This window comes from Pseudomonas parakoreensis (assembly GCF_021602155.1).
In the GTDB taxonomy this organism is placed as follows: Bacteria; Pseudomonadota; Gammaproteobacteria; order Pseudomonadales; family Pseudomonadaceae; genus Aquipseudomonas; species Aquipseudomonas parakoreensis.
On the sequence record NZ_BQHY01000005.1, the window covers coordinates 46,154 to 71,160 of the forward strand.

Annotated in this window: 19 protein-coding genes; 5 read left to right on the forward strand and 14 right to left on the reverse strand. The window is 60.7% G+C overall.

Annotated elements, in window-relative coordinates:
• Window positions 1-77 precede the first annotated feature (77 nt).
• Complete coding sequence (locus L6D63_RS08855) at window positions 78-5,243, reverse strand: dermonecrotic toxin domain-containing protein (RefSeq protein WP_131671110.1); 5,166 nt, start codon at window positions 5,241-5,243, stop codon at window positions 78-80.
• Between the two features lie 267 nt (window positions 5,244-5,510).
• On the opposite strand from L6D63_RS08855, the gene L6D63_RS08860 reads away from it, so the two are divergent.
• Together L6D63_RS08860 and L6D63_RS08865 are read left to right on the forward strand one after the other, a co-directional pair.
• On the forward strand, window positions 5,511-6,530 hold the full coding sequence (locus L6D63_RS08860) for an alpha/beta fold hydrolase (RefSeq protein ID WP_131671111.1): 1,020 nt from the start codon (window positions 5,511-5,513) through the stop codon (window positions 6,528-6,530).
• A 179-nt stretch (window positions 6,531-6,709) separates the two neighbouring features.
• On the forward strand, window positions 6,710-7,378 hold the full coding sequence (locus L6D63_RS08865) for a DsbA family oxidoreductase (protein WP_131671112.1): 669 nt from the start codon (window positions 6,710-6,712) through the stop codon (window positions 7,376-7,378).
• A 122-nt stretch (window positions 7,379-7,500) separates the two neighbouring features.
• Here L6D63_RS08865 and L6D63_RS08870 read toward each other — a convergent pair whose 3' ends face one another.
• The 11 genes from L6D63_RS08870 to L6D63_RS08920 all read right to left on the reverse strand — a co-directional run bounded on the left by L6D63_RS08870 (window position 7,501) and on the right by L6D63_RS08920 (window position 20,311).
• The gene (locus tag L6D63_RS08870; protein ID WP_179295015.1) at window positions 7,501-7,830 is read right to left on the reverse strand and encodes a GlpM family protein; all 330 of its coding nucleotides are present in this window, start codon (window positions 7,828-7,830) and stop codon (window positions 7,501-7,503) included.
• An 8-nt stretch (window positions 7,831-7,838) separates the two neighbouring features.
• Window positions 7,839-9,167: a two-component response regulator AauR gene (gene aauR, locus L6D63_RS08875; RefSeq protein ID WP_131671113.1), complete on the reverse strand. Its 1,329-nt coding sequence runs from the start codon at window positions 9,165-9,167 to the stop codon at window positions 7,839-7,841.
• Window positions 9,164-11,065: a two-component sensor histidine kinase AauS gene (gene aauS / locus L6D63_RS08880; RefSeq protein WP_047296219.1), complete on the reverse strand. Its 1,902-nt coding sequence runs from the start codon at window positions 11,063-11,065 to the stop codon at window positions 9,164-9,166. The genes aauR and aauS overlap by 4 nt, the downstream gene beginning before the upstream one ends.
• A 215-nt stretch (window positions 11,066-11,280) precedes the next feature.
• On the reverse strand, window positions 11,281-12,015 hold the full coding sequence (locus L6D63_RS08885; RefSeq protein WP_042560754.1) for an amino acid ABC transporter ATP-binding protein: 735 nt from the start codon (window positions 12,013-12,015) through the stop codon (window positions 11,281-11,283).
• Window positions 12,012-12,683 carry an amino acid ABC transporter permease gene (locus tag L6D63_RS08890; RefSeq protein WP_047296216.1) on the reverse strand — a complete coding sequence of 224 codons (672 nt, stop codon included), beginning with the start codon at window positions 12,681-12,683 and terminating at the stop codon, window positions 12,012-12,014. The genes L6D63_RS08885 and L6D63_RS08890 overlap by 4 nt, the downstream gene beginning before the upstream one ends.
• Window positions 12,683-13,429, reverse strand: coding sequence for an amino acid ABC transporter permease (locus L6D63_RS08895; protein ID WP_041068336.1), 747 nt, complete (start codon window positions 13,427-13,429; stop codon window positions 12,683-12,685). The genes L6D63_RS08890 and L6D63_RS08895 overlap by 1 nt, the downstream gene beginning before the upstream one ends.
• A gap of 191 nt (window positions 13,430-13,620) precedes the next feature.
• Entirely contained in the window at window positions 13,621-14,547 is a 927-nt protein-coding gene (locus L6D63_RS08900; protein WP_095668411.1) for a glutamate/aspartate ABC transporter substrate-binding protein, read from the reverse strand.
• 486 nt (window positions 14,548-15,033) lie between these two features.
• Entirely contained in the window at window positions 15,034-16,569 is a 1,536-nt protein-coding gene (gene glpD / locus L6D63_RS08905; RefSeq protein ID WP_131671114.1) for a glycerol-3-phosphate dehydrogenase, read from the reverse strand.
• 315 nt (window positions 16,570-16,884) lie between these two features.
• Complete coding sequence (locus tag L6D63_RS08910; protein WP_007916700.1) at window positions 16,885-17,640, reverse strand: DeoR/GlpR family transcriptional regulator; 756 nt, start codon at window positions 17,638-17,640, stop codon at window positions 16,885-16,887.
• 238 nt (window positions 17,641-17,878) lie between these two features.
• On the reverse strand, window positions 17,879-19,381 hold the full coding sequence (gene glpK / locus L6D63_RS08915; protein ID WP_047296213.1) for a glycerol kinase GlpK: 1,503 nt from the start codon (window positions 19,379-19,381) through the stop codon (window positions 17,879-17,881).
• 78 nt (window positions 19,382-19,459) lie between these two features.
• Window positions 19,460-20,311, reverse strand: coding sequence for an MIP/aquaporin family protein (locus tag L6D63_RS08920; RefSeq protein ID WP_047296211.1), 852 nt, complete (start codon window positions 20,309-20,311; stop codon window positions 19,460-19,462).
• A 362-nt stretch (window positions 20,312-20,673) separates the two neighbouring features.
• Here L6D63_RS08920 and ybaK point away from each other — a divergent pair, with 362 nt between their 5' ends.
• Together ybaK and L6D63_RS08930 are read left to right on the forward strand one after the other, a co-directional pair.
• A complete protein-coding gene (ybaK, locus tag L6D63_RS08925; RefSeq protein WP_047296209.1) occupies window positions 20,674-21,144 on the forward strand; it encodes a Cys-tRNA(Pro) deacylase in 471 nt (156 codons plus the stop codon).
• 95 nt (window positions 21,145-21,239) lie between these two features.
• Window positions 21,240-22,022 (forward strand): PhzF family phenazine biosynthesis protein, encoded by a 783-nt coding sequence (locus tag L6D63_RS08930; protein ID WP_121186977.1) that lies wholly within the window; start codon window positions 21,240-21,242, stop codon window positions 22,020-22,022.
• Between the two features lie 188 nt (window positions 22,023-22,210).
• On the opposite strand, the gene L6D63_RS08935 is transcribed toward L6D63_RS08930, so the two are convergent.
• Both L6D63_RS08935 and argF read right to left on the reverse strand, forming a co-directional pair.
• The gene (locus tag L6D63_RS08935) at window positions 22,211-23,320 is read right to left on the reverse strand and encodes an ABC transporter ATP-binding protein (RefSeq protein WP_108183676.1); all 1,110 of its coding nucleotides are present in this window, start codon (window positions 23,318-23,320) and stop codon (window positions 22,211-22,213) included.
• A complete protein-coding gene (gene argF, locus L6D63_RS08940; RefSeq protein ID WP_047296204.1) occupies window positions 23,317-24,237 on the reverse strand; it encodes an ornithine carbamoyltransferase in 921 nt (306 codons plus the stop codon). The genes L6D63_RS08935 and argF overlap by 4 nt, the downstream gene beginning before the upstream one ends.
• A gap of 404 nt (window positions 24,238-24,641) precedes the next feature.
• On the opposite strand from argF, the gene L6D63_RS08945 reads away from it, so the two are divergent.
• A complete protein-coding gene (locus tag L6D63_RS08945) occupies window positions 24,642-24,932 on the forward strand; it encodes a hypothetical protein (RefSeq protein ID WP_027612069.1) in 291 nt (96 codons plus the stop codon).
• Window positions 24,933-25,007 lie beyond the last annotated feature (75 nt).

Sequence of the window (25,007 nt, forward strand, 5' to 3'; positions counted from 1 at the left end):
GAGTTTGTCTCATGTTGACAGTGCTGTCGACCATTCGAGCAGAAGCGGGGCATCGCCATGCCCCGCTGCTTTTTGCCCTAGAGGTCTGCGAAATGCCGGATACCCAGCGGTTTACCGATATCGCCGCGCCAGATCGCCTCGACCTGTGCACCACTGGCGGCCTGAACCTGCTGCCATTGCAGGCCGAGGTTGCGTTGCTCCGGCAATTTCAGGTGCGCCTTGACGAAGTCAGCGAACGGCACCTTGTCCGAGGTGTAGTGAAAGTGCGCGTACCACAGCGTGCGCGGCGGCGAGGAGGTGAGGTCGCGCACGGCGTATTCCTGAAGGAAATCCTTGCGCCCGTCAGCCCTTTTGCCCAGTGCCCGCAGCGGACCTTCGCGGCGGATGTCCACCACTTGTTGTTGCAGCAGATAATCCAGATAGCCTTCGGTAGGCGTCTTGCTGCGCAGTGACTGATCAATGCGCAGCGTACGACCGGTATGGCGCAGTTCGCGGGCCTTGTCGTGCAGTTGCAGCACCACCGGTTCGGTCGGCGACAGTTGCTCGATGGCCTGGGCACGGGTGCTCAACTCCGTCGCTTCGCTGTTGAACATGTGTTCCAGATCTACTGGCAGCATGTCCTGGCGGGCATAGCTCTGTACCTTGTTGCTGTAGGCCGGAACAGATGCCAGACGTCTGCGCGCTTCGACCAGCAGCGGCTGAACGTCAGTTGGCAACGTTGCTGCCGTCGGGGCGGTGCGCACTTGCAGATGGTATTTGCCACTGGAGCGCGGCAGCCAGGTTTCGCGGAATCCGTCGATGCCTTCGATGGTGATGCGTTTTTCCCGGGTGCCGGCGTCGATGCTTTCCGTGCCGATCAGCAACTGGTTGTCCTCGGTTTCGAACAGTTGCTTGCCGCCAGGCTCTTTCGGCTTGATTGGCGCACGGTGCCTGATCGCGTGCCGCGCCTGCGCTTCGACCTGGGTCAGCCCCTCGAGGAACAAGCCGACCTGTTCCAGATCCAGATGCTGTGCATAACCCAGCATCCAGGCGTTGAGCTGACGACGAAAACCGGCATAGATCTGCAGGCAATCTTCGAGGATCCGATTGTGCTGGACCACGCTGGCGCTGACCTCTGGCAGGTGATGCTGGGTCAGCAACGCGCGCCCGACCTTGACCCGGGCGTCTTTGAGCTGGGTATGGAAATACGCCCAGGACAGGTCAGTGACCGCGTCGTAGCGGGTAATGATTTCCAGCAGATGCGCAGTCCTCAGGTAGTGATGGGTGTTGTCACCCAGGTTGCGGTTGATAGCGGCCATGTCTTTCGCCATCCGGGCTTTCTGCGCGCGGTTGCTGATGCGGTTGTTCCACAGTCTGGCCTGCTCGGTGATCGCGTGCAGTTGATCGAACTCCTTGAGGAAATCCTCGCGCACCCGCTTGCGCCGGGCCATGAGTGTGATATGGACAGCGGTCTGGTCGGAGGGGACAGCATCGGACTCGGCGACCAGTGCGTCGATCCGGTTCAGGTGTTCCAGCAAGCGATCGCGGGCAACGGTGACGCGCTGCACGGCGCGGTCGACCACGATCCAGGCGCAGCGGCTCTGGATGGCTTCAATCTGCAGACGTTTGCGGCCGTGGCTCAGGGGCAGCAATTCGACAAGGTTGTCGTATTGGGCGATCGCGACGTCGATGTCATTCAGGCAGGCTGTGTCAACGGCTGTCTGCAGGGGCTTGCGCTGGGCAATATCGAGGTTCTGGTAGTTTTCCAGCAACTGGTTGGTGGCGCGGGTCTGAGCATCGAGGCGCCGGGTGTAGTTGTCGGCGGTGTTGGTCAGGGTCATTTGCCGGCGCAGTTGCCGATCGGTCCACCAGCGCGGTAACCACTGGCGGATCGGCGCGGGCCAAAGCGGTTCCAGGCCGTCGGCCAGATGTCCGAGTACCGCGCCGCCGCCAGCACCGCCACCGTCCATTACAGTGCCATGCACCGCATAGTGAGTGTTCCACTGGCCGCTGTCGTCGAGGGCGATCGGTTGTTTGTAGCTGCGCAGCCGTGTGCCGTAAAGCCTCCAGCCACGCGGTAGATCGCTGAGCTGAACCCGATAGATGCGCCCCTGACGAACAATGAAGTCGCCATCGGCGTGACGATAGACGTTGCGATAGACACCGTGGGTGGCCGGGTGCAGGCCGGCCAGGGAAATGTCGGATTCGTACTCGTAACCCTTGAAGCGGTCGAGCCATTGCCGGGCCCGTTGCCAGGACGACGACACCGTGGCGAATCCGCCCAGGGCCGCGCGTTGCCGCTGACGGGTGACCAGACGTGCCGCTGCGGGGGCCGAAACGGTTCCGGGCAGCACATCCATTGCCGCGTCGATCAGTGACAGCAGCACCGCCTCCACTTCCGCCAGACCATGCCCGAGCTCGCCGCGCAAGAACGCCGCGACGGCCAGATTGGCGCTGTTCCACACGTCATACAGGGCCACTGCCGTACCCACGAACGGCACCATGCCGATGGCCATTTTCAGGTAGTTGAACAATGCCCCGGATTTCAGTGCGCAGCGTTCCAGATACAACGCATCGTTGGAGCGCGAACTGCTGCGATGGGCCTCCAGCAACCGGCCCATGTGCACGTTCAGTAGATGAATGGCCAGCGATGTAGTCGCCGGCCAGGCCATTCCGACGCCGATCAGGGCATCGAAATTGCGCAATTGCGCCTGGTTGATGCGACTGACATGGCTGGCAAAATCGCCGCCCACGGCACGCCCGGCCAGGTAATTGACCATGTTGCTGTCCACACAACGCCTGAACAGATCCACCCGTGCCTGCTCCAGCGATTCGTACTGCCGCAGGAAGAGGGCGTCGGTGCTGTCAGGCAGGTAGAGCAGGGTCAGGCCACTGTTTTGCTCGACAATGAACGTCAGCCCGGCGAGCGTGCTCGGTCCCTGATGCGCGGTGTCTTCGCCACCGACCGTCAGGTGCACCGGCCGCAGCGCGATGCGTTGTCCATCAACGGCATACGCCTGGGGTGAAGTCGCATCAATGGCAACCTGCAACACGGCATGGCCGGCACTGTCGATGTGCCGTTGCAGCAGGGCGCATTCACCTTGCAACCGGAGCATCAGCCGCCACGGTTCGCTCAGGCATTCGCGGCGCCAGGCCTGCTGAAACGCAGGTTCTGTCGACGCGCCGAAAAACACCTGGCGAATCTGTTCTTCGTAACGTCCGGGCAGATCGAGCTCTGTCACCAGTTTGCGCAAGTAGACCGGGTTGAGTCCGGCTTCGACGCGCTGCCGATCGGTTTCGTCCTCGGCGCTGATCCTGGCCTGCATGAACGACAGACGCCACCACATGGTCTGATCGATGTTGTGCTGTGCCAGTTGTTCGAGGGCGAGATCGCTGCGCTTGTCGCTCGCGGTCAGGACGGTGCGCTGCGGCGTGCCAGGCGCAGCACCTTCCATCACGGCTTTTTGCCAGGTCGTCGAATCGGGCAGATCGAGGCTCACGCTCACGCTTTGTTTGAGTGCGAAGTCCGCGCGCAAGCGGGCGTCGATGCGTTTTTCGGCGAAGGCCTGACGCGACGGCAGCTCCCGTTCGAGCAATGCATGGGCGCGATGCATGGCGCCGAGGAAGTGGCTGATCAGCGCTTTGAGCGTGGTACGGTGCGCCGCGTCGAGGTTGTCGAGCCACTCGGGCAGGGTGCCGGCCAGCGCAGCGCTGCGGTCTTGCGCCTGACGTTCGGCAACTGCCCGTTCGCGGGCCTGCGCGATCGGCACCGTCAGGCGTGGCAAGTGTTGTTCGCGCAGCTTTTCCATCTCGGCCTGGCGCTCGCCGGCACGGCCGGGCAGCGGGTTGTCGCGCAGGATCTGTGCGGCCTGTTGTTCGCATTGATAGAGCTGCTGATCGAGTGACCAGGCGAGCGGGTCATCGGTCAGTGGTGTCAGGTGCAGGGTCAGCCCGCCGTCATGGGGCGAGCGTTTGAACACGTTCTGCTCCAGTGCCGCACGCGAAGCAAAACGTTGCAGGCCGCCGAACTCGCCGGGCCAGTAAAGCAGCAGGCTGTCGGTGGAACCGGGGGCCAGCGCTGCCGGGGGGGCGATGATCAGTACACCTGGCAGCTCCTCGACGGCGCTGATGTTGTCATCTGAAGTGGCCAACGATATGCAGGCGATGACCCCCTCCGTTGGCGGCAGGTGGTGTCCCGGTGCGTCCAGCATTGCGATGACTCGCCGATATTCGGCGACGGACAGTTGCTCCAGCGTCCGTTGCAGTTCGACCTCCGCGCGCAGCCCTGCGATACGCGCCTGCAGCAGGGCCTGGTAATGCTCGTTCGAGCGGCGGCGTAATTCGAGCAGGGTCAGCGCAGTGGGGCTGTCGAGCAGGGCCGATGCGGCGTCATGGCTGGCCTGCTGAGCCTCGCTCAAGGCGTCGAGTCGTTGTGCCAGTTGTTGACGCTGCGGACTGTTCGGCTCGGCGTCGCCAAACAAGCGGTCAAGCGCACGCTGTTCAAGCGCCAGCGTCTGCCGGCGCAGATCCAGGGGAATGTCGGCCACCAGCAAGCCGAAGGGCGCAACTTCATCGATGCTTGGTCCGGCGCTCTCCGGCTGGGCGGGCGTGATGGGGAAAAACCTGTCGAGTGCGATCCCGTTGTCGCCAGTGACGGGCGAACCCGACAGCAGTGGTTCAACGCCGCGCTTGAGCGGATCACTACCGAATTCGATGAAGTCCAGCGAGGAGACTTGCAGTCGCTCCGGTTGCTGATCCGTCAGCCAGCGCTCAAGGTCGGCTTGTTTTTCGAAGCGGAGCAACGGTTGTGGGTGCGCGGGCAGGTAAAGCAGCAGCGTTTCCTCCAGTTGAAGCAGCAACGTGCCGTACAGGCGCAGCCGGCTTTTATCGACACGATTGAGTACCGGTTGCGCGACCCGCAGATCCGGCGCGACCTGGCTCGACGGGGTGAGAAGCGGCTCAAGCCTGTGGCGTTGTGATGTGTCGAGCCTGCCTTCGGCAGTCGCCCATTGAAGTGCAGCCTCGAAATGCTGGTGATAGAGGCTCAGGGCGTAATCACGCCGCGACTGCGCAGTGCCGGGCGCGCGGGCACTCCACCAGGCGCTTTCGGGTTGGCCGGGATGCCGGGCCATGAGATCCAGCCATTGCCGGTGACAGTCGTTCAAGCGCGCCGTGGCCAACAGGTGAAGATGCTGATCGACGTTGGGTTGTAGCCGCTGATCAAGGCCGAAGTCGGCTGTTACAAGGGGAGGCGAATGGGTCATGCGACAGGGCTCCAGAGGGCATGCGGTCCGGGTAATTCCGGTTTTCATGCCTATTAGAGGCGCGCTGTCACGAGCCCATGCGGTACATGGTTATCGCTGGGTAATGGTTTTGTTGCTGAGGATGTACAGACCGTTACGGCCTGATTCGTTGTCGGAGAATGACCGCTCGGCAAACTTCATCAAACTGTCACGCAACTGTGGCAGCGCGCTTGAACAAACTTCATCAGACTCGCGCTCTACTGGGGTTCTGCGTTTCGGTGTTTCTTCATGCGTTTATTTTTTCTGTTGGCCGCGCTGTTGTTCGGCCTGCCGTCGATGGCGGCTTCGCGTTGTGACGTCAATGTACCGACTGAACGGGTCGATCTGGCCCAGGTGAGCCTGGCGTACCAGAGCATCGGCCGTGCTTCGGATCCGGCGCTGTTGCTGGTCATGGGTTTGGGCGGCCAGTTGATTCACTGGCCGGACGAGGTGGTGGTTGCGCTCTGTCAGCAGGGTTTTCGGGTGATCCGTTATGACAACCGCGATGTCGGTCTGTCGACCTGGCGGCAGGCCCCGGCCGACGCCAACCTGACCTTTGAAGTGCTGCGCTACAAGCTCGGATTGCCGGTGTCGGCGCCGTACTCGCTGAGCGACATGGCCGACGACGCGCTGGGTTTGATGGACGCGCTGCACATCGAGCAGTTTCACGTCCTGGGTGCCAGTATGGGCGGGATGATCGCTCAGCACCTGGCGGCAATGGCGCCACAACGGGTGGAAAGCCTGACACTGATCATGACCAGTTCCGGCGCCGAAGGTTTGCCGGCACCGAGTGCGGCGCTGGTGCAACTGTTGGCGCGGCGTGGCGCGCCGAATCGCGAAGTGGCGCTGGAGCAGCAGGCCGATCTGCTGGCAGCGCTTGGCAGCCCGGCCGTCGCGGATGACCGGCAGGCGTTGCTGCATCAGGCAGCGGTGGCCTACGACCGGGCGTTCAACCCGGAAGGCGTGAAGCGCCAGATCATGGCGATCCTTGCCGAACCGAGCCGGGTGACGTTGCTCAATCAACTGCGGGTGCCGACCCTGGTGGTGCACGGCACGGCCGATCCGCTGTTGCCGGTGATGCACGGCGTGCATCTGGCGGCGCATATCCGTGGCAGTCAGCTGAAGCTGATTCCGGGGCTGGCCCATCGTTTTCAGGAAGCGTTCAAGGCACCGTTGCTGGCGGCGGTGTTGCCGTATCTGCAACAGCACCGTGAAGACACTTCGCACTGGGCGCAGATCGAGCCGGCGGCGAGCGGCAACCTGCTGTAGCTGAGGTTTTAAGGGTGTTGATTCGGGCCTCTTCGCGAGCAAGCCCGCACACAAATTGGCAGGCATTCTCTGTAGGAACTGCCGAAGGCTGCGATCTTTTGCTTTTGAAGATCAAAAGATCGCAGCCTTCGGCAGCTCCTACAGGTGTATCTTTCGGACTTCTGTCCGCGAGGTGTGTGATGAGTTCCGCTTTGAAAATCGATTTTGTCAGCGACGTCTCCTGCCCGTGGTGCATCGTCGGTTTGAATGGCTTGTTGCAGGCGCTGGAGATTCTGCGCGATGAAGTGCAGGCCGAGATTCATTTCCAGCCGTTCGAGCTGAACCCGAAGATGGGCCCGGACGGGCAGAACATCACCGAACACATCAGCGAAAAGTACGGCTCGACCCCGGAGCAGTCACAGAAAAACCGCGAAGCGATTCGTGCCCGTGGCGCCGAGGTCGGGTTCGCCTTTCGTACCGATGGCAACAGCCGCATCTACAACACCTTCGATGCTCATCGTCTGTTGCATTTGGCCGGCATTGAGGGGGTGCAGTTGCCGTTGAAGCAAGCGCTGTTCAAAGCCTATTTCACCGATGGCGGTAATCCGTCCGATCATGCGCAACTGGCGCAGATTGCCGAAAGCGTGGGGCTGGATCGACAGCGTGCCGAAGCGATTCTGGCCAGCGACGAATTTGCCGATGAAGTGCGCGAAGAAGAGCAACTGTGGCTGCAACGCGGCGTGAGTTCAGTGCCGACCGTGGTGTTCAACGGTCAGTACGCGTTGACGGGCGGGCAACCGGTGGACACCTTTGTCGGAGCGATCCGGCAGATCATGAGCGAAACCCGGGGCGGCACCGTCAACAACTGAATGCCAATTCGGGGCACCGTCAACAACTGAATACCAACCCTGTAGGAGCTGCCGCAGGCTGCGATCTTTGCCTTTAAAGAGCAGGATCAAAAGATCGCAGCCTGCGGCAGCTCCTACAGGGATCAAGTGTGCAGGCGCACCCACACCGAGACCAATACGCTGGCGGCAATCAACCACGCGACAACCGCCACCGCCAGTGACGCCTCCAGGCGCATGCGGTCAACCATCACGTACAGCGTCGCCAGATAGATGAAGTACGGAATGATCGACCACATGCCGAACACGATGGTCGCCTTCAGATCATCGACCGAACGGCCCTTGCCGACGATGTAGTGGGCAATCAGCGCAAAGGTCGGAAACAGCGGCACCAGCCCGGCGATGTAATAGTTTCGGGTCTTCGACAGCGCGGCGAGAATCACCACCACTGCTGCGCCGAGGGCGGCTTTGAGAATCAGATCCATCAGTGGCTCAACCCGTATTTTTTCACTTTGTCGAACAGCGTGGTCTTGGCCATGCCCAGCTCCAGACTGGCTTGAGTCAGGTTGCCGCCGCTGCGTTGCAAGGCATCGTTGAGCAGGTTGCGCTCGAAGGCTTCCACCGCTTCGGCGAACGCCAGCCCCTGACCGCCGCTGCTGGCGCCGGACTTCTTGAACGCCGGCAGGCCGAGGGCAAAGCGCTCGGCGACGTTACGCAGTTCGCGCACGTTGCCCGGCCAGTCGTGGCTCATCAGGTTCGACAGGGTCTGGTTGTCCAGCTCGGGCAACGTGCGGTCGAAGCGCAGCGCCGACTGCTGGGTGAAGTGTTCGAACAGTTGCAGGATGTCCTCACGGCGCTCGCGCAGCGGCGGCAGTTCCAGCGTCACCACGTTGAGGCGGTAGTACAAGTCGCTGCGAAACTCGCCGGCCTTGCTCGCTTGGTCGAGGTCGGATTTGGTCGCCGCAATCACCCGGCAATCCACCGCGACGCTCTGGTTCGAGCCGAGGCGTTCGAGGGTGCGTTCCTGCAATACACGCAGCAGTTTGATCTGCAACGGCAGCGGCATGCTTTCCACTTCATCGAGGAACAGCGTGCCGCCGTCGGCGTGTTCGATCTTGCCGATACGCCGTTTGCCGGCACCGGTGAAGGCGTTGGCTTCGTGGCCGAAAATCTCGCTTTCGAACAGGTTCTCCGGCAGTCCGCCACAGTTCAGCGCGACGAATTGCTTGGTGTGGCGGCGGCTGAAATCGTGCAGGCAGCGCGCGACCAGTTCCTTGCCGGTGCCGGTCTCGCCTTCGATCAATACGTTGGCCGAGGTGTCGGCGACGTTGGCGATCAGCTCGCGCAGGTTCTGCATCGCGGGGGAACGACCGATGATCCGGCCTTCGAGGGAGTCGCGTTCGGCCAGTTGCCGACGCAGCGACGAGACTTCGCGGGCGAGGCTGCGTTGCTCCAGTGCGCGGCGGGCGACGTCGACCAGACGCTCCGGCGAGAACGGTTTCTCCATGAAATCGTAGGCGCCTTTCTGCATCGCACCGACCGCCATGGAAATATCACCATGACCAGTGATCAGCACCACCGGCAGACTGCGGTCGCGTTGCTTGAGGCGGGTCAGCAGCTCCAGGCCATCGATGCCCGGCAGGCGGATGTCGCTGATGACGATGCCGGCGAAGTTGTCGCCAACCTGCTCCAGTGCTTCTTCGGCACTGCCGACACCGATGCAGGGAATGTCTTCCAGGGTCAGTGCCTGCTGGCAGCCGAGCAGCACATGGGGGTCGTCTTCGACGATCAGCACACTAAGGTCGTGGTTCATATTGGCTCGGCAGGAGTAGGGCTTACCAACGGTAAACTGAGGACGAAGGTGGTGCCACCGCTGGCCGGATGTTCGACACCCAGGTGCCCGCCGGTGGCGGCAGCGAGGCTGGCGGAGAGGGTCAGGCCGAGGCCCAGGCCCTGTTCGCCGGGTTTGGTGGTGAAGAACGGCTCGAACAGATGCTTGCGCGCCTCGGCATCGACGCCGTGGCCGTTGTCGCGCACCCGCAGACGATATTTGCCGTTGAACTCTTCGCCCTCCAGCCACAGTTCCGGCTGCGGCTGCGCCTGCATGGCGTCGAGGGCATTGCCGATCAGGTTGACCAGAATCTGTTCGAGGCGGGTCTGGTCGATTTGCACTTGCACGTCGATGAATTGCCGATGCAGTTGCAGTGACGCGCTCTCGACCCTGGCACCCAGCACCTGCAGCGCGGCGTCCACCGCTTTGCCGAGACTGGCCTGGCCCTTGTCGTCCCCGCGTCGGGCGAACGAGCGCAGGCTGGCAGTGATCCGGCCCATGCGGTCGATCAGGTCATTGATGGTCTTGAGGTTGGTGCTGGCGACGTCGAGCTGGCCGCGTTCGAGGAATCGAATGGTGTTGCCGGACAGGGTGCGCATCGCCGCCAGCGGCTGGTTCAATTCGTGGGCGATGCTGGTCGACATCTGGCCGATGGCCGCGAGTTTGCCGGCCTGCACCAGTTCGTCCTGAGCGCGGCGCAGGGTTTCTTCGGCTTGCCGTCGTTCGCGGATCTGGCTCTTGAGGCGCTCGTTGCTGGCGCGCAGGTCGCCGGTGCGTTCGGTGATCCGCCGTTCGAGTTGACTGTTGGCTTCCTGCAAGGCTTCGCGGGCGGCGAGGCGGGTGGCGATGACCTTGCGCCGCTCGTTCCAGGCAATCAGCAAAAACGCCACCAGAGCGAACGCCACGGCCACCAGAATGCCTTGGTTGATCGCTTCGCGGCGCAGGTCCTGCAACGGCGTGAGCAAAGTGAAATTCCACGGTGTGTCGCTCAGTGGCCGGGTCTGGGCCAGATAGCTGATGCTGTCGTCATCGGCGCTCACTTCGCTGTTGGCAGGAAAGGTCAGTTTCTCCACGCCTTCGGCCAGGGTTTCGCGGGCCAGGGGTTGCAGTTCGTTGAGCGGGAACCAGTAATACTGCAGGCTGCGGGCGAGCTTCTCTTTGGTTTCATCGCTCAGCGGGACCACCGATTTCAGGCGCCGCGCCGGATCGCTGGAAAGAATGATGATGCCGTTCTCGTCGCTGACGAAGGCTTCCAGACGGGCGCGCTGCCAGCGTTCTTCCAGGGCTTCGAGACGCACTTTGACCACGGCGACGCCAATGATCTTGCCGTGCTCTTCCAGGCCGTGGGCCAGGTAGTAACCGGGTTCGCCGCTGGTGCTGCCGATGCCGTAGAAACGTCCGGGCTCGCCGCGCACGGCTTTCTGGAAATAGGCGCGGAACGACAGGTCTTCACCGAGGTAGCTGTCGACGTCGCGCCAGTTGCTGGTGGCCATCACGCGGCCGGTGGTGTCCATGACATAGATGGCCCGACTGCGGCTGCGCCGGTTCAGGCCTTCAAGGTAAGCATTGACCGTTTGCCGGTGTTCCGGGGTCGGGTCGGCCAGCAATTGCGGGACGCTGGTTTCCAGTTCCAGCAGGCTGGGCAGGTAGGTGTATTTGCTGATCTCGCTTTCGACGGTGCGCGCGTGCAGTTCGAGCTGACGCTGGCCGTTTTCGCTGAGGCTGCGGATGCCGAAATGTTCACTGGTCCAGAAACCGGCGTAACCCAGTCCGATCATCAGCACGATGATCAGCGGCGGCAGAAACAGATGGCGAATCAGACGAGGCTTCACGGCAAGTGATGGCGGCGCTGCGCGATAGAGATTGGGGTCGCATTTCATCACAGTTGCCTTGGGTCAACCAGCATGGTTAAAGCATCCTGGTTTGTTCGAGCGCGGAACCTGTGGCGAGGGGATTTATCCCCGATCGGCTGCGAAGCAGTCGTCAAACCGGCAGATGCGGTTCGAGTTTGAAATGCTGGGGCCGCTTCGCGGCCCATCGGGGATAAATCCCCTCGCCACAAAGCTCCCTCGCCACAGAGTTCAGTGTGTTGCTTTTAGTGCTGCAGGATTTTCTCGAGGAAATGCTGCGCGCGTTCGGAGCGGGCGCTGATGTCGCCGAAAAACTCCTCTTTCGGGCAGTCTTCGATGATCTTGCCGGCATCCATGAAAATCACCCGGTCAGCCACTTTGCGGGCGAAGCCCATTTCGTGGGTCACGCACATCATGGTCATGCCTTCCTGGGCCAGTTGCACCATCACGTCGAGCACTTCGTTGACCATTTCCGGATCGAGCGCCGAGGTCGGTTCGTCGAACAGCATGACGATCGGGTCCATCGCCAGCGCACGGGCAATCGCCACACGCTGCTGCTGACCGCCGGACAGTTGCCCCGGGTGCTTGTGGGCATGCGCCGACAGGCCAACGCGTTCCAGCAGTTGCAGACCTTTTTTGGTCGCTTCTTCCTTGCTGCGGCCCAATACCTTGATCTGCGCAATGGTCAGGTTTTCGGTAATGGTCAGGTGCGGGAACAGCTCGAAATGCTGGAACACCATGCCGACGCGCGAGCGCAGTTTCGGCAGGTTGGTCTTCGGGTCGGCAATCGAGGTGCCATCGACGACGATGTCGCCTTTCTGGAACGGCTCCAGCGCGTTGACGCATTTGATCAGGGTCGACTTGCCCGAGCCCGACGGGCCGCAGACCACGATCACTTCGCCTTTCTTGACCTCGGTGCTGCAATCAGTCAGCACCTGGAAGTCGCCATACCACTTGTTGATGTTCTTGATGGAGATCATACGGCAAACCTTTTTTGCAGACGCTTGACCAGCAGCGAGGCGGAAAAGCTGATGATGAAGTAAACGACACCGGCAAAGATCAGGAACTCGTTGGAACGACCGATGATGTCGCCGCTGGAGCGGGCGGAGTTGAGGAAGTCCACCAGGCCCACGGTGTAGACCAGCGAGGTGTCCTGGAACAGGATGATCGACTGTTGCAGCAGCAACGGGGTCATCTTGCGGAACGCCTGGGGCAGGATGATCAGACGCATGGTCTGGCCATAGGTCATGCCCATCGCTTGTGCAGCGGCCATCTGGCCTTTGGGGATCGACTGCACGCCGGCACGGACGATTTCACAGAAGTACGCGGCTTCGAACATCATGAAGGCCACGACGCAGGACGTGAACGCGCCGATCGGGGTGTCTTCGCCGGTGATCCAGCGCAGCACGAACGGTACCGCCAGGTAGAACCAGGTGATCACCAGCAGCAGCGGGATCGAGCGGAAATAGTTCACATAGGCGCCGGCCACGCGAGACAGCAGTTTGCTGGACGACAGGCGCATCAGCGCGAGGATCGTACCGAGCACGATGCCGCCGACCACGCCCATGAGCATGAGCTTCAAGGTCATGAGCATGCCGTTCCACAGGCCCGGGATCGCGGGGATGATGCCGCTGAAATCGAAGTCCATTATTTACCCCCCACGGAGATCAGGCCGGGCACCGCGACTTTCTTCTCGACCATGCGCATCAGCAGCATCAGGCTCATGTTCAGGGTGAAGTAGATCAGCGTGGCCAGGGTGAACGCTTCAAACAGATTGGCCGAGAATTCGGCGGTCTGTTTGGTTTGCGCCAGCAGTTCCATCAGGCCGATCAGGGACGCCACGGAGGAGTTCTTGAAGACGTTGAGGAATTCCGAGGTCAGCGGCGGAATGATGATGCGGTAGGCCTGGGGCAGCAGCACGTTCCAGTAGATCTGTGGCAGCTTGAAACCCATGGCGCGGGCGGCGGATTCCTGGCCCCGCGGCAGCGCCTGGATACCGGTGCGCACTTGCTCGCAGACCCGGGCGGCGGTGAACAGGCCCAGGCACACGACGACGCTCAGGTAGGCCGAGGTGGTCGGGTTCAGGTCCTGTTTGTACCAGTCCTGCAGGTTCTGCGGCAGCAGGTCGGGCACCAGGAAGTACCAGATGAACAGCTGAACCAGCAGCGGCACGTTGCGAAACAGCTCGACGTAGCACGTCGCGATGCCCGACACGAGGCGGCTCGGCACGGTGCGCATGACCCCCAGAATGGAGCCCAGCAGCAAAGCGATGATCCAGGCCACGACGGCGATGGCGATGGTCCAGCCCAGACCGGAAATGAACCAGTCGAGATACGTCTCGCTGCCCACGCCGGTGGACTTGAAGAACACGCCCCAGTCCCAGTTGTAATTCATTAGGGTCTCCCCTCGAAATCGATCGATGTACAAGCACCCGCTTGGGGAAGATCCTTTCCCGTCCGACGTTGAACGTCGGGCACACGCGATCGGCTCGGAAACCGCCTGGTCGAGTGTTCCACAGTAAAGCCAGCAGGTAGTAACAGGCGTCTGAGGGAGGCTGCTCCCTCAGACGACAGGTTAGTCAGGAATCAGATTTTTACGTCAGGTGCAGGCTTGTCGCTCGGATTGGCGATCAGCTCTTTCACCTTGTCGCTCATCGGGAAGTTAAGGTTCAGGCCTTTCGGTGGGATCGGACTTTCGAACCACTTGCTGTAGATCTTGTTGATCTCGCCGGACTTGAACAGGCCGACGATGGCGTCATCCACCGCTTTCTTGAACGCCGGGTCGTCTTTACGCACCATGCACGCGTAGGCTTCGAAGGACTGTGGCGTACCGGTGATGACCCAGTCAGTCGGCTTCTTGGCCTTGGCTTCTTCACCGGCCAGCAGGGCGTCGTCCATCATGAAGGCAACGGCGCGGCCGCTTTCCAGCATGTTGAAGGATTCGCCGTGGTCCTTGGCGGAGATGATGTTCATGCCCATCTGCTTGTCGGCGTTCATCGCTTTGATGATGCGCTCGGACGTGGTGCCAGCGGTGGTCACGACGTTTTTGCCTTTGAGGTCGGCGAAGTCTTTGTAGGACGGGTTGCCATCCTTGTCTTTCTTGACCAGCAGACGGGTGCCGATTTCGAAGATGTTGACGGTGAAGTCGACCTGTTGGGCGCGTTCGGCGTTGTTGGTGGTCGAGCCGCACTCGATATCCGCGGTGCCGTTCTGGATCAGCGGGATACGGGTTTGCGAGGTCACCAGGTTGTACTTGACCTGCAGGTCTGGCTTGTTCAGGTCTTTTTTCAGGGCTTCAACGATGGCCACTTGAATGTCGTGGGAGTAGCCCACTGGCTTGCCGGAAGCATCCGCGATGTAGGAAAACGGGATGGAGCTGTCGCGGTGAGCGAGGGTGATGGTGCCGGAATCGTTGATTTTCTTCAGGGTGCCGGTGAGTTCGGCGGCGAAAACTGGTGTGCTGATCAGAGCGGCCGCAATGGCTGCGCCCAGGATAGGGGAAACGATGCGCATCAAATTTTCCTCGAATTGTTTTTTTTATGGAGCCAGTTCGTCGGCCCTTTTGTGCTTCGAATGCCTGACGGCTCCTGAAGTGTTGGCACGGCAGGCATTCGTCGAGAGAGTGTAGAGCATGAGTCGTGCCAGACCAGTCGATAGTGGCTAATGGCTTGATTTATAAGGTGATTAAAGTTTTGTGTCGGTGTTTTTCGATGAAACTGATCCGGTTATCCGAATTGACCGGGAGGTCGCGTTCGGAAATCCGAACGATCTTTAATCGCTGCTCTCGTATAGATGATCGCTCGAACCGCATAACCTTGTAGCGAGGGGATTTATCCCCGATAGGTCGCGAAGCGGCCTTCTTCAAAGGCGAGGACCGCTTCGCAGTCCATCGGGGATAAATCCCCTCGCCACAGGGTTAGTGGCAAGGCAAAGTAAGTCACGCAGCAAAAAGCCCCTGAATCTCTCAATTCAGGGGCTTTCGCTTAAGCGAGGTTCAATTCACGCCGCTTCAGTCTTGCGGTTCTGCTCGACCTTGCCCAGGTAGGCCGCCAGTTTCTCCTGCTCGGCCGGGGTGGTGAACAGGCCCAGTTTGCTGCGACGCCACAGAATATCGTGCGCCGTGGTCGCCCATTCTTCGCTGCACAGGTAGTCAACCTCACGGGTATAGAGCCCGCCGCCGAGGTGTTCGCCCATGTCGGCCAGCGTTTCCACGCCTTCGAGCATGCGCCAGGTGCGGCTGCCGTAGGTGGTGGCCCAGCGGCGGGCGATTTCGCTCGGGACGAAGTCGAACTTGTCGCGGATCTGTGCGCTCAAGGCTTGCGGGGTGGTCATGTCTTCACCGCCGGGCAGGGTCGCGGCAGCGGTCCAGCTTGGGCGCATCTGGGTAAAGTACGGTATCAACTGGGCCATCGCCGACTCTGCGAGCTTGCGGTAGGTGGTCAGCTTGCCGCCGAACACCGACAGCAGCGGTGCCTCTTCACCGCCGCCAGACAGGGCCAGGGTGTAGTCGCGGGTCACGGCCGACGGGTTGTCGGATTCGTCATTGCACAGCGGGCGCACGCCCGAGTAGCTGTGCTGGATGTCGTCGCGACTGATCTGCTTCTTGAAGTGGGCGTTGACCACTTTCAGCAGGTAATCGGTTTCGCCGTCGGTGATTGCCACTTTCGCCGGATCGCCGGTGTACTCACGGTCGGTGGTGCCGATCAGAGTGAAGTGGTTCAGGTACGGAATGGTGAAAACGATGCGCTGATCTTCGTTTTGCAGGATATGCGCGTGATCGCCTTCGTACAGCTTCGGCACAATGATGTGGCTGCCCTGAATCAGGCGAATGCCGTACGGCGATTCCATCTTCAGGTCGTCACGGATGAACTTGGCGACCCATGGACCGGCGGCGTTCACCAGCGCTTTGGCGGTGATCGAAAACAGGCTGCCATCGGCGCGTTCCAGGTTCAGGTACCACAGGCCCTTGGCGCGGCGGGCGCTGACACAACGGGTCTGGGTGTGAATATGCGCGCCGTGTTCACGGGCAGCTATCGCATTCAACACAACGAGGCGGGCGTCATCGACCCAGCAGTCGGAGTATTCGAAGCCTTTCTTGATTTCGCTTTTCAGTGCGCTGTCGGCGCCGAACTTCAGGCTTTTCGAACCTGGCAGCTTTTCGCGCTTGCCGAGGTTGTCATAGAGGAACAGGCCAGCGCGGATCATCCACGCCGGACGCAGGTGCGGGCGATGCGGCAGCACAAATCGCATCGGCTTGACGATGTGCGGCGCTTTGGCCAGCAGCACTTCGCGCTCGGCCAGCGCTTCACGCACCAGACGAAATTCGTAATGTTCGAGGTAGCGCAGGCCACCGTGGATCAGCTTGCTGCTGGCCGACGAAGTGTGGCTGGCCAGGTCATCCTTTTCGCAAAGGAACACCGAAAGACCGCGACCGGCGGCATCCGCTGCAATCCCCACGCCATTGATCCCGCCGCCAATCACGGCAACATCGTAAATCTCGGCAATCGGGGGCGTACGCAAGGTAGAGGTGGACATCGGCTGGCCTCGGGCTCTTTTGATTTTCTGTCTTGGAAATCGAACATAAATGTTCATTTGCGAAAATGGTAGCCCATAAAGACGCGCGCAGCCAGTCGCCTTCGATTGAAAAAACTCATCGAAGGGCGGCTAAAAGAAAATTTCCGAACATTATTGAGGCAGGGATGCTCTCTGTGGCGAGGGGATTTATCCCCGATGGGCCGCGTAGCGGCCCCTCAATGTTGGATATCAGGCACACCGCATTGGGTGGTTTTGGGACTGCTTCGCAGCCCATCGGGGATAAATCCCCTCGCCACAGGGGGAATGTCGACGGGGTTAAACGACTTCCAGACGAATTTTGTGCTGGCTCAGCAACTGCGCCAGCGCCGGCACGGGTTGCTGATCGGTCACCAGGCAGTCAATCAGGCTGATCGGACCGAGGCGGATCATCGCGTTACGCCCGAACTTGCTGGAGTCCGCCGCCAGAATCACCTGCCGCGCGTTGGCGATGATCGCTTGCGACACGCGCACTTCCTGATAATCGAAGTCGAGCAGGCTGCCGTCTTCGTCGATGCCGCTGATGCCCACCAGCGCAAAATCGACCTTGAACTGATTGATGAAATCCACACTCGCCTGACCCACCACGCCGCCGTCACGGCGCACGTTGCCGCCGGTCAGCAGCACATCGAAATCATCCTTGGCACTGAGCATCGAGGCGACGTGCAGGTTGTTGGTGATGATCTTCAGATGGTTGTGATTGAGCAGGGCGCGGGCAATCGATTCGGTGGTGGTGCCGATGTTGATGAACAGCGAAGCGTGATCGGGGATCTGCGCGGCGATGGCTTCGCCGATGCGTTGTTTTTCGTCGCGCATCTGATCGGCGCGCATCGCATAGGCGGTGTTTTCGACGCTGGAATCGTAGGCCGCGCCGCCATGGTAGCGACGCAACAGATTGGCTTCCGCGAGCTGATTGATGTCGCGGCGGATGGTTTGCGGGGTGACAACGAACAGCGTGGCCATTTCCTCGATGCTCACATAGCCGCGTTCGCGGACCAGCTCGAGGATTTGCTGCTGACGGGGAGGCAGATTCATGGGGCTTCCTTTGGGCTGCCGTGCAAAATTTGCCCATGATGACGCAGGAATCTCCTCCCGACCAGTTTCCAAACAACGTGAAAGCTACTGCGCTCGGCAATCCTGCGTTAAAAACAGGCTCGGACTGCTCATTTACAAACCCGTAAACTCCGCGTCCTCGCCTGTTTTTGCCTTGTCTTGCCTTCGCTCGCTACGCTTTCACGCTGTTTGGACAGCTTAAGTCAGTCCTCAGACTGGCTTATTCAGCGTCTTCACGCGCCCAGTCACGGGTGCGGCTGACGGCTTTTTTCCAGCCTTTGTACAGTTTCTCTTTCTCGACTTCGTCCAGGCTCGGTTCGAACTCGCGCTCGATTACCGCTTTGCCGCGCAGTTCTTCCAGGCTGCCCCAGAAACCGCACGCCAGACCGGCCAGATACGCCGCGCCCAGTGCCGTGGTTTCGCGCATTTGCGGGCGCTCGACCTGGGTGCCGAGGATGTCGGCCTGGAACTGCATGAGGAAGTTGTTCGCCACCGCGCCGCCGTCCACGCGCAAGGCCTTGAGGCGTTCACCGGAGTCCTGTTGCATGGCGTCGAGCACATCGCGGGTCTGGTAGGCGATCGATTCCAGCGCGGCGCGGATGATGTGATCCACGCGTACGCCGCGCGTCAGGCCGAACAGTGCGCCACGGGCATACGGGTCCCAGTAGGGAGCGCCCAGACCGGTGAACGCCGGTACCAGGTACACGCCGTTGCTGTCCTTCACTTTATTGGCGAAGTATTCGGTGTCATGAGCGTCGTTGACGATCTTCAGTTCATCGCGCAGCCACTGCACGGTCGAGCCACCGTTGAAGACTGCGCCTTCCAGGGCGTAAGCCACTTCACCACGCGGGCCGCAAGCGATGGTGGTGAGCATGCCGTGCTGCGATTTCACCGCTTTGTCGCCGGTGTTCATCAGCAGGAAGCAGCCAGTGCCGTAGGTGTTTTTTGCCTGGCCCGGCTCGACGCACATCTGGCCGAACAGTGCCGCTTGCTGGTCACCGGCGATCCCGCCGATGGCGATCCCGCTTTTGGTGCGACCGTAGATTTCCGAAGACGCTTTCACTTCCGGAAGCATCTCGCGCGGGATGTCGAGGATTTCCAGCATCTTCGAATCCCACTCCAGCGAGTGGATGTTGAAGAGCATGGTGCGCGAGGCGTTGGTGTAGTCGGTGACGTGCACTTTGCCGCCGGTGAATTTCCAGATCAGCCAGCTGTCGACGGTGCCGAACAGCAGTTCGCCGTTGCGCGCACGTTCGCGGCTGCCTTCGACGTTGTCGAGGATCCACTTCAGTTTGGTGCCGGAGAAGTACGGGTCGGTGACCAGACCGGTGTTGTCGCGGATGTAGTCTTCATGGCCATCGCGCTTGAGCTGCTGGCAGATCTCGGTGCTGCGGCGGCACTGCCAGACGATGGCGTTGTACACCGGACGGCCAGTGGTCTTGTCCCAGACCACGGTGGTTTCACGCTGGTTGGTGATACCGATGGCGGCGACTTGATCGTGATGCAGACCGGCCTGGGCCAGCGCTTCGACCATCACCGCGCTCTGGGTGGCAAAGATTTCCATCGGATCGTGTTCGACCCAACCGGCTTGCGGGTAATGCTGGGCGAATTCGCGCTGGGCGGTGCAGACCACGTTCGCGTCGCGGTCGAAGATGATTGCGCGGGAGCTGGTCGTACCCTGATCGAGGGCAATGATGTAGTTCTTATTCTGAATGTCGGTCATGTCGATTGCCTTGGACTAAATAAGGGAGAATGGGCCGTGGCGCGGGTTCTAAATGGGCAGGAACCCGCGCCGACTGTTTCAAGAAGTTCTTGGTTTGCCGTCAATGGCCGGTTCTGCATCCTTTGTAGCAGGTGTGGCGCCGGTCAGGTGACGGGCAATGAGCCCGCGATACCCGGCAGCGCCGAGGCAGGCACCGACAATCGGTGCAAAAATCGGTATCAGGAAGTACGGAATATCGCGGCCGCCAGTGAAGGAAATTTCACCCCAGCCGGCGAAGAAAGTCATCAGTTTCGGACCGAAGTCACGGGCCGGGTTCATCGCAAAACCGGTCAGCGGGCCCATCGAACTGCCGATCACGGCAATCAGAAAACCGATCAGCAGCGGGGCCATCGGGCCTTTCGGCAGACCGTTGTTGTCGTCGGTCAGGGCCATGATCACGCCCATCAGGATTGCGGTGATGATCATCTCGACCAGGAACGCCTGGGCGGTGGACAGCACTGGATTGGGGAACGTCGAGAACACCGAGGCCAATTCGAGGCTGGCGGCGGTGCCACGCACCATGTGGTGAGTTTGTTCGTAATCGAAGAATAGATTGCTGTACAGCGTGTAAACCAACAGCGCGCCACAGAAGGCGCCAGCGATCTGCGACAGGATATAGAACGGCAGTTTGCGCTTTTCGAAGTCGGCGAAAATGCTCAGGGCGATACTCACGGCAGGGTTCAGGTGCGCGCCGGAAACACCGGCGGTCAGGTAGATCGCCATGCTCACGCCGACGCCCCAGATGATGCTGATTTCCCACAAACCGAAGCTGGCGCCCGCGACTTTGAGCGCGGCGACACAGCCGGTGCCGAAAAAGATCAGAAGTGCAGTCCCCAGAAACTCGGCCAGGCATTGGCCGGAAAGCGATGGTTGCTGTAAAGCAGTTGTCATTGAAAACCTCGGTTTTTGTTGTTGTCTGGCGCGTTTGCCGTCAGGGCAAGGCGCGATTTTCCCCGGGGCAGGATCCCCATCCTGTTTCCGGTTTACTGCTGGGTGCTGCGGTGACGATAATTCTTACATTATTCAGATTCGAAAAAATATAGACAAGAAACAAACCTGTCAAAGGTCGAAAGTGAACCATCGGTCACAATTCAACTATCAACCTGCTGAATGGTCCTGCCGATGGCGGCGGCGATAGCCTGGCGGCTCACGCGCAAAGCCCGGAAAACGGGGCTTGCGCTAGAGCCTTTTGCGCTGTGATGACCTAGAATCCGGCGCAGGATTTTTCTGTTGATGCCGAGCCTGGAGCTGCCATGACCCCTGCGTTGGACTTGTTGAAAAAAGTTCGTGCCGAACATCGCGTGCACAGTTACGAACATGACCCAAAGGCCGCGTCCTACGGGCTGGAGGCCGCAGAGAAACTGGCGCTGGAGCCGGCGCAGGTGTTCAAGACGTTGCTCGCTGCCAGCGAAAAAGGTGAATTGCTGGTGGCGGTGGTACCGGTCGTCGGAAGCCTTGATCTCAAGGGGCTGGCACACGCGGCGGGCGTGAAGAAAGTCGAAATGGCTGACCCGGCGGCAGCGCAGCGCTCCACCGGTTACCTGCTGGGCGGGATCAGTCCGCTGGGGCAGAAGAAGCGTCTGCGCACCTTCATCGATAACTCGGCTCAGGGTTTTGCGACTATTTATGTCAGTGCTGGCCGACGCGGCCTGGAGGTCGAGTTGGCGCCCGCCGTACTCGCCGAGCACACCCAGGGCAAATTTGCCGACATCGGTCGGGTGTAACGCTGAATTCTGTATGAAGAAAATTGGCCGGTTCTGTCACTGGCGCTGATCCGGCCAGCGCCGCATGCTCTGCCCACGGACTTAGGGAGAAGGTTATGCAGCTTGAGTTTCATCAGGTCGACGCGTTCAGTGATCGACCGTTCAGTGGCAATCCGGCGATGGTGTATCGGCTCGACGCATGGCTTGCGGATGAGTTGATGCAGAAGATCGCCGCCGAACACAATCTGGCGGAAACCGCGTTCGTGGTGCGCGAAGGCGCCGCGTGGCACATCCGCTGGTTCACTCCGACCACCGAAGTGCCGTTGTGCGGGCATGCGACGCTGGCCAGTGCCTACGTGTTGTTCGAGGTCTACAAGGAAAACGTCGAGCGTCTGGACTTCACCTGCAAGTCCGGGCCGTTGAGCGTCAGCCGCGAAGGCGATCGCCTGTGGCTGGACTTTCCGTCGATCGTGCCATCAGCGATTGGCGTGACGCTGGATGTCGAGCGGGCGCTGGGTGTCGAGGCGGTGGATGTGCTCGGTTCCAACGAGTTGTTCGTGGTACTGGAGTCGGAGCAGGCAGTGCTCGACTGCACACCGGACATGGTCGCGCTGGCGAAACTGCCGTGGCTTGGCGCCATCGTGACAGCGCGCGGCAATCAGCATGATTTTGTCTCGCGTTATTTCGCCCCGGCAATCGGCATCAACGAAGATCCGGTGACCGGCTCGACGCATTGCAGCCTGATTCCGTACTGGTCGAAACGTCTGGGCAAATCCAGCTTGACCGCGTGCCAGCGTTCGGCGCGGGGCGGGGAGTTGTTCTGTCGGCTGGAGGGGGAGCGGGTGAAGATCGGCGGCAATGCGACGCTGGTTGCCAGCGGCACGCTGATCCTCGGTTAACGCAAAACTTTGTTGGAGTGAGCCTTTGTAGTGAGGGGATTTATCCCCGATGGACTGAGCAGCAGCCCCAAACCATTACTTGCACAGTGCCAGGCACTCCGCGGTGCAGGCTAAAGGGCCGCTTCGCGCCCCATCGGGGATAAATCCCCTCACCACAAAAAACCTCCACACTCCGATGTTCTGTTTGATCAGAGGGCGGTGCTGTAGCGGCGGACGCCGTTTTCCACTGCCGGGATTTGTGCGGCGGTGCTGCCCGAAGCCTGGAACAGGACCAGGTGTTCTGCAGCAACCCGGATCCCGACATCAGCGCCCACCTGATGGTCGGCATGGCTGGGGAAGATCGATTCCAGCTGCGCCCCGGTCGGCAGTTGCAGGCGATACAGGGTCGAGGCACCGAGGAAGGTCTTGCCGACGATGCGTGCTTTCAACGCGCTGTCCGGCGCATAAACGATGTCATCCGGACGCAGCAACACATCCACCGCGCCGCCTACTGGCCAGGTATAGGCCCGGTTGCCGCGCAGTTCGCCGAGTTCGGTCTGCACCGATTCCGGGCTGCCGAGCTGACCGCGAATGAAATAACCCTGACCAATGAAACTGGCCACAAACGGCGTCGCCGGCTCGTGGTAGAGATTGTAGGGTGTGTCCCACTGTTCCAGCCGACCTTCCTTGAATACGCCAACGTGATCGCTCACGGCGAAGGCTTCTTCCTGGTCGTGGGTCACCAGAATCGCACTGGTGCCACGGGCCTTGAGAATGTCGCGCACTTCGTGGCTAAGCTTGCGCCGCAGTTCGCCATCGAGGTTGGAGAACGGTTCGTCGAGCAGCAGCAGTTGCGGTTCCGGCGCCAGGGCGCGGGCGAGGGCGACGCGTTGTTGCTGGCCGCCGGAGAGCTCGTGCGGGAAGCGTTTGCCGAGGTTCTTCAGGTTGACCAGTTCCAGCAGCTCTTCGGTAACGCGCGCCTTGTTCGGGTGCTTGCGGATGCCGAAGGCGATGTTGTCCGCGACGCTGAGGTGCGGGAACAGTGCGTAGTCCTGGAACACCATGCCGATTCGGCGTTTCTCCGGGGCCAGAGTGAAACCGGCGCTGGAAATGGTTTCGCCGCCCAGAGTGATTTCCCCTTCGTGCACCGGTTCAAAACCGGCAATCGCGCGCAGGGTGGTGGTCTTGCCGCAGCCCGACGAGCCGAGCAGGCAGCCGATGTCGCCGGCGTTGAGGTGCAGATTGAGGTTCTGCACCACGCGTTGATCTTGGTAGCCGCAAGCGAGGTTGCGCAGGTTTAGCAGTAATTCATGACTCATGCGTGGTGATATGCCGGTTCGACGAGGAACTCGAGCAGGGCCTTCTGTGCGTGGAGACGGTTTTCTGCCTGATCCCAGGCAACGGAGCGCGGGTCATCGAGCAGGTCGAGGCTGATTTCTTCACCGCGGTGCGCTGGCAGGCAGTGCATGAACAGCACATCTTCAGCCGCCAGATCGAGCAGGGCGCGGGTCACCTGGAACGGTGCAAACAGCTTCAGGCGCTTGGCAGTTTCCTCTTCCTGACCCATCGAAGTCCAGACGTCAGTGCTCACCAGGTGCGCACCGCGCACGGCGTCTTGCGGATCACGGACGATGGTCACGCGATCGCCGGCGCGGGCGACGAACTCAGGATTGGGTTCGTAGCCTTGCGGGCAGGCAACGCGCAACTGGAAGTCGAACTGGATCGCCGCTTCTATATAGCTGTTGCACATGTTGTTGCCGTCGCCGATCCACGCCACGGTCTTGCCCTGAATCGAGCCACGGTGTTCGAGGAAGGTCTGCATGTCGGCCAGCAACTGGCACGGGTGCAGGTCATCGGACAGGCCGTTGATCACTGGCACGCGCGAGTTGGCGGCGAATTCGGTCAGGGTGCTGTGGGCAAAGGTACGGATCATCACCGCATCGAGCATGCTCGACATGACGATGGCGCAGTCGCCAATCGGTTCGCCACGGCCCAGTTGGGTGTCACGCGGCGACAGGAAGATCGCCTGACCACCGAGCTGGATCATGCCCGCCTCGAAGGAGATCCGGGTACGGGTCGAGGATTTCTCGAAAATCATCCCCAGGACGCGGTTTTTCAGCGGCTCGAACAGTACGCCGCGGTTACGCAGGTCCTTGAGCTCAACGCCTCGACGGATCACGCTGACCAGCTCTTCGGGCGTGCAATCCATCAGGGAGAGAAAGTGCCTTGCGCTCATCATTGACTACCTTTTTGTTACAAACCGCAGATGCTCAAAGCCTTGTTTAACGGAACAACGGGCGAGACCTGCGGCGTAAGCCGCACGGGGCGACGAAATAGGGGAAGGCGCGATATTGACACTAAATGTCGCGTTACGCCAATAGGCTACGGATTTTGCGGGACTCGGAGGATGTTTCGTATCTTGCTGTCGGACATTTGAAGACTGGTTCAAGGCCGCAGCGAGGCTCTTTGTACACCGGCCTTGCAGGGCTTGGCAATCGAGTGTGGCGGGGATCGAGTCGCCTGAGTCGGTTTACGACCGTGGCGCCATGCCATCACTTGGTCGGATGCTCGGACTGAAACATTTGCTAAAGCAAAGTGCTGGGTTATAAATAAGTTTCGAGCGACGCAGGAAGCCTCCGCATGGAATCGAAAGAAAAACTGTTAATGGAACTGCTGGGTCACACGGCTCGCTCATTGACCCATCTCACCGCGTCGGTGACTTCAATGTCCTTCGAACTGCTGCGCAGCGAAGACGAAGTGGTCAAGACCGCCGGCCGTCACATGATCGATCGCATGGCGACCATCAGTGCCGGGCTCGACGAGCACTGGCGGCTGATCGGCGAACTCACCGGCGTGCACGTCGCCCACGAGCAGATCGAAACCATTCAGGAAATTCAGCTGGCCGCGCCGCCGCAACTGCCGTCGAATTGATCATGGCGGCTTATCGGCTCGCCTGATAACCGTCGATTCACAGGACAAACGTCGCTGGCGCAGGATCTGCGCGGG

Coding starts and splice junctions, on each gene's coding strand:
- L6D63_RS08855 (WP_131671110.1), bottom strand. CDS start 5,243: ATGACCCATTCGCCTCCCCTTGTAACAGCCGACTTCGGCCTTGATCAG.
- L6D63_RS08860 (WP_131671111.1), top strand. CDS start 5,511: ATGCGTTTATTTTTTCTGTTGGCCGCGCTGTTGTTCGGCCTGCCGTCG.
- L6D63_RS08865 (WP_131671112.1), top strand. CDS start 6,710: ATGAGTTCCGCTTTGAAAATCGATTTTGTCAGCGACGTCTCCTGCCCG.
- aauR (WP_131671113.1), bottom strand. CDS start 9,167: ATGAACCACGACCTTAGTGTGCTGATCGTCGAAGACGACCCCCATGTG.
- aauS (WP_047296219.1), bottom strand. CDS start 11,065: ATGAAATGCGACCCCAATCTCTATCGCGCAGCGCCGCCATCACTTGCC.
- L6D63_RS08885 (WP_042560754.1), bottom strand. CDS start 12,015: ATGATCTCCATCAAGAACATCAACAAGTGGTATGGCGACTTCCAGGTG.
- L6D63_RS08890 (WP_047296216.1), bottom strand. CDS start 12,683: ATGGACTTCGATTTCAGCGGCATCATCCCCGCGATCCCGGGCCTGTGG.
- L6D63_RS08895 (WP_041068336.1), bottom strand. CDS start 13,429: ATGAATTACAACTGGGACTGGGGCGTGTTCTTCAAGTCCACCGGCGTG.
- L6D63_RS08900 (WP_095668411.1), bottom strand. CDS start 14,547: ATGCGCATCGTTTCCCCTATCCTGGGCGCAGCCATTGCGGCCGCTCTG.
- glpD (WP_131671114.1), bottom strand. CDS start 16,569: ATGTCCACCTCTACCTTGCGTACGCCCCCGATTGCCGAGATTTACGAT.
- L6D63_RS08910 (WP_007916700.1), bottom strand. CDS start 17,640: ATGAATCTGCCTCCCCGTCAGCAGCAAATCCTCGAGCTGGTCCGCGAA.
- glpK (WP_047296213.1), bottom strand. CDS start 19,381: ATGACCGACATTCAGAATAAGAACTACATCATTGCCCTCGATCAGGGT.
- L6D63_RS08920 (WP_047296211.1), bottom strand. CDS start 20,311: ATGACAACTGCTTTACAGCAACCATCGCTTTCCGGCCAATGCCTGGCC.
- ybaK (WP_047296209.1), top strand. CDS start 20,674: ATGACCCCTGCGTTGGACTTGTTGAAAAAAGTTCGTGCCGAACATCGC.
- L6D63_RS08930 (WP_121186977.1), top strand. CDS start 21,240: ATGCAGCTTGAGTTTCATCAGGTCGACGCGTTCAGTGATCGACCGTTC.
- L6D63_RS08935 (WP_108183676.1), bottom strand. CDS start 23,320: ATGAGTCATGAATTACTGCTAAACCTGCGCAACCTCGCTTGCGGCTAC.
- argF (WP_047296204.1), bottom strand. CDS start 24,237: ATGAGCGCAAGGCACTTTCTCTCCCTGATGGATTGCACGCCCGAAGAG.
- L6D63_RS08945 (WP_027612069.1), top strand. CDS start 24,642: ATGGAATCGAAAGAAAAACTGTTAATGGAACTGCTGGGTCACACGGCT.